The organism is Daejeonella sp. (genome assembly GCF_037719425.1).
GTDB lineage: Bacteria > Bacteroidota > Bacteroidia > Sphingobacteriales > Sphingobacteriaceae > Daejeonella.
The window spans coordinates 30763-35143 of record NZ_JBBJNI010000025.1; the positions used below are offsets into that span (position 1 = coordinate 30763).

4 protein-coding genes are annotated in these 4381 nt (G+C 43.3%); 3 read left to right on the forward strand and 1 reads right to left on the reverse strand.

Annotated elements, in window-relative coordinates:
* A partial coding sequence (locus WKF69_RS05420) for an MFS transporter (protein ID WP_340380154.1) occupies nucleotides 1-1183 on the forward strand: 1183 nt, incomplete at its 5' end.
* 79 nt (nucleotides 1184-1262) lie between these two features.
* On the opposite strand, the gene WKF69_RS05425 is transcribed toward WKF69_RS05420, so the two are convergent.
* Nucleotides 1263-2576 (reverse strand): alpha/beta fold hydrolase, encoded by a 1314-nt coding sequence (locus WKF69_RS05425; RefSeq protein WP_340380155.1) that lies wholly within the window; start codon nucleotides 2574-2576, stop codon nucleotides 1263-1265.
* A gap of 207 nt (nucleotides 2577-2783) precedes the next feature.
* Here WKF69_RS05425 and WKF69_RS05430 point away from each other — a divergent pair, with 207 nt between their 5' ends.
* Nucleotides 2784-3689, forward strand: a complete 906-nt coding sequence (locus WKF69_RS05430) for a sterol desaturase family protein (protein ID WP_340380157.1) — start codon at nucleotides 2784-2786, stop codon at nucleotides 3687-3689.
* A gap of 120 nt (nucleotides 3690-3809) precedes the next feature.
* Nucleotides 3810-4381: amidohydrolase (locus WKF69_RS05435; RefSeq protein WP_340380159.1), on the forward strand; the 572-nt coding region annotated here is incomplete at its 3' end.

The window sequence follows — 4381 nt, forward strand, 5'->3', positions numbered from 1 at the left end:
CGGAAAAACTGTATTCCCGATTTTATTCGCAATTAGTTTTTCGCATCTTCTCAATGACACAATACAGTCGCTGATCCCGGCGATTTACCCGGTGGTAAAAAACTCATTCAGCTTAACCTTTGCACAGATCGGGCTTATCACACTAACCTTTCAAATGGCAGCATCATTATTACAGCCGTTTGTGGGACTTTATACTGATCGTAAGCCACAACCGTATTCGCTTGCTATAGGTATGGGATTTACCCTGATAGGATTGGTTTCATTGTCCCAGGCTCCTAATTTTTTAATGCTGATCGTATCTGTTGCTTTCGTTGGAATCGGGTCATCTATCTTTCATCCAGAGGCATCACGAATGGCCAGTATGGCATCCGGAGGAAGACGCGGTATGGCTCAATCTGTTTTCCAGGTAGGAGGAAATGCAGGAAGCTCGATCGGGCCTCTGCTGGCGGCACTGGTAATTGTACCTTATGGACAGTCTAATATTATCTGGTTCTCATTGCTGGCTTTACTGGCAATAATAATACTCGTTAATGTTGGCGGATGGTACAAACTTAAGATCAAAGCTCGGGCGCACAAGAGTCCAGCAGCACATGTTGTGCAGACCCTTCCGCGTAAACAGGTTATTATATCCGTGATCATATTGCTGATCCTCATATTCTCAAAATACTTCTACCTGGCAAGCATGAGCAGTTACTATACTTTTTACATGATCCACAAGTTTGGGGTATCTGTACAAAGCTCGCAAGTTTATTTATTCATATTCCTTTTCTCGGTCGCAGCAGGTACTCTTATTGGCGGACCGCTTGGTGACAAGATTGGACGTAAATACGTGATCTGGGGCTCGATCCTTGGCGTGGCGCCGTTTACCTTGTTGCTCCCGCATGCAAATCTTTTCTGGACGGCGGTGCTGACGGTACCAATAGGAGTAATATTGGCTTCAGCTTTTTCGGCTATTCTTGTTTATGCTCAGGAACTCATCCCGGGAAAGGTAGGGATGATCTCAGGCTTGTTCTTCGGTTTTGCTTTTGGCATGGGTGGTGTGGGCTCAGCCTTGCTTGGTGCTTTGGCTGACCGCACAAGTATTGAGTATGTGTATAGTATTTGTGCCTTCCTGCCATTGATAGGTTTGATCACAGGGTTCCTGCCGGATATTGGGAAGAAAGCTAAAGTAGCTTCTAGTTAGACTTTAGCTTTCCCATCAGATATAAAAATTTGATACTCATCGGATGACTCCGAGTCATCTGATGAGTAATTAATAAGGGTTATTTCCCTTTGATCCAGATTGCAATATCATCAATCAATTTTGGAGAAACATTTGCCGGTGTACGATACTGTAATCCAGTTCCCCTTTCTTTTTGGGGTGTTAAGAGGTGGTTTAGATCCGGATAGAGCTTAAAGGAAACGTTCTTATTCGCAGCCAATGCTGTTCTCCAGATGTTATAGTCCTGCACAGAAACCTGAAAGTCCCGCTCCCCCTGAAGAACAAGAACCTTTTTTGTGAGTTTCTTTGCAGAAGCCAGCTGGTCGTAATTATTTATATCTATCCAGTAAGATGCTGGGGCAGATAGAATAAGGGAATCGGGTGCAATATCACCTAGCTTAAGAAGCTTTGACCGGTCTATCTCATTCATAGTTGCCTGAAATTGTTGTTTCATTGTGGCGGTTGTGTCGCCTGAAGAAGCATACAGGTATCTGTTCTGCTCAGCTATAACGTCTGATAATTTCCTCGCAGGAGCGGCCGCGAGAACTATCCCAGCCAGATCAGGGGCAAGAGTGGCGATCCGTGGAGCAAGCATCCCGCCAAGGCTATGGCCCATTAAGAAGATCTGTGCTTTATTAACTCCGGGAGTATTTCTGGCAATGGCGATAGCAGCTACCGCGTCATCCAATACTTCTTCCTTCACAGTAAATGTTTTAACAAAGGAGTTCGGGTAAACCATCGAACGCTTAACATACCGAATGCTACCAATACCTTTTGCGGCAAGTCCTGCAGCAAGATCCTTAAACGGCTTGTTTGGTCCGACAGTTTCATCCATATCAGATGGACCTGATCCGTGCACAAATACTACAATCGGGAAACTATTAACACCTTTCGGAGTGGTTAAAATTCCGGCCATTTGCCCACCAGCAAATTTAATCAGCACTTCTTTTTCAGTGAGTAGATTGGTGTCAGCGTATGCGGGTGCAACATACACAGCCTCTGTAGTGGTTTGAGCAACAAAAAACCCAATCAGTTTTTCCGACTTATTGAAGATAAATGTGAAACCCTGAGATCCCTTTGTGAAAACGCATTCTAAAGTCACCTGGTAATATTCGCCCTGACTTTTATTTTGCGCGCCATTCACTGACTCATACGCTCCTAAATTATTTCCGAGCCTTAGCCAGAATAGCTTAAGCTCATCAGCTGATATTTTGCCTTTAACGCTTTCATCAAAAAAGCCGTGTGCCTCTTCGAATTTCCCTTTGTCCATTGTGTCAAAGAAGGCATCAGCGCGATTGATCAGGCTAATTATGCTTTGGGCAAAGGTGATCTGGCTTATAAAAAGAAGAGCAATTATTAGTTTAAAAGATTTCATGTATTGGTTATTTCAATTTGAAGCGGGAAAGATAATGAAAAGCGATGAGGTATCATGGAAACTTTCCTGCTTAGGACGTGTTTGTTTTAAGTGTCAGTGGTCATTACCAACTACGGTTAGAGGATTCTTTGTCGCTAACGAATTAGGTATAGATATTTGTTATTGGGGTGATGCACATATAGAAAATATAAAGGTAAATAATAACATATGGTGGTTTTAATATTTTCAATCTTTGGAGCGGAGAAAATCCCGATGCAGGATGTACATCTGTTACAGAAAAATTCGCCAGATATACTCGTCTATGCCGTGCCGGTGATGCTCATATTGACCTTAGCGGAATTTGTTTCTTCACACATACATGATCACCCTAATTATGAGACTAAGGAAACTATAGGGTCGATTTTAACCGGAGCTGGAAGCTTGATCATAAATCTGGTGATGAAGTTCGTCCTGTTTTACGGTGCAGTGTTAGTCTACAACCAATTGCCGTGGAGGATCGAATTTCATTGGTGGACTTTGATACCATGCTTTATTGTTTATGATTTTTGCAGTTACTGGGCACACCGGATCGCACATTATAGCAGGTTCTTCTGGGCTACCCACGTGGTGCATCACTCAGCTGAACATTATAATTTAACTGTATCTTTCAGGATAAGCTGGATACAGCATTTAAAAATTATATTCTTCCTGCCCCTTATAGTTTTTGGTTTTCATCCGCTGATATTTTTCATCTCAAATCAATTGGGGGTTCTGTATCAGTTTTGGGTTCACACCGAATCAATTGGAAAACTGCATCCATTCATAGAAAAGTATTTTGGGACGCCATCTAATCACAGAGTGCATCATGGCAGCGATGAAAAATACCTCGATAAAAACTTTGGGGCGACCTTTATGATTTGGGACCACTTATTCGGTTCATTCCAATACGAAGAGGAAAAGCCTACGTACGGACTAACAACTAATCTAGATCAAAAAATAAATCCTTTCGTGCTCAACTTCCATGAGTATTCTGACATGCTGAAGGATGTAAGAAGCGCCCCAACATTCCGACGAAAGCTGTATTTTATTTTCGCTAGTCCCGGGAAGATACATGAGTACAAATCGAAAAAATAAGGTTCAGGTAATGTCGTCGAATGCCAGGAGGCCCTCCTTTAAATCACTGTATCCAAGGGATTGATTCTGTGTTGGAGATTATTGTTACTTTTAATAACCAATCAAATGTTATTAAATCTCATGAAAAAGTTCTTTATCGCGGCGGCGATCCTTATAAGTTCACTGCCTGTTTTCTCGCAAACCGTAAATTCTAAAGACAAGATAAGTCAGGCTGCAGATAAGGTAGAATCTAAGGTCATCGCCTGGCGCCGCGATTTTCACGAGCATCCTGAACTGGGAAACAATGAAAAACGAACTGCTGAAATCGTCGCGAAGCATTTGCAAAGCTTAGGCATCGAGGTAAAGACCGGGGTTGCAAAAACCGGTGTGGTTGGAATTTTAAAGGGTGGCAAGCCGGGACCGGTTGTTGCACTGCGTGCGGATATGGATGCACTTCCCGTTACTGAACGTGGCGACCTGCCTTTCAAGTCCAACGTCAAAACCCAGTATAACGGACAGGAGGTTGGAGTTATGCATGCCTGTGGTCACGACTCGCACACCGCAATATTAATGGGTGTAGCTGAGGTTATGGCAGGAATGAAGTCTGAGCTTAAGGGAACTGTAAAATTCTTATTCCAGCCGGCTGAAGAAGGCGCGCCTGTGGGCGAAGAGGGTGGGGCGGAGCTGATGATTAAAGAGGGTGTTTTGGAAAA

Coding starts and splice junctions, on each gene's coding strand:
- WKF69_RS05425 (WP_340380155.1), bottom strand. CDS start 2,576: ATGAAATCTTTTAAACTAATAATTGCTCTTCTTTTTATAAGCCAGATC.
- WKF69_RS05430 (WP_340380157.1), top strand. CDS start 2,784: ATGGTGGTTTTAATATTTTCAATCTTTGGAGCGGAGAAAATCCCGATG.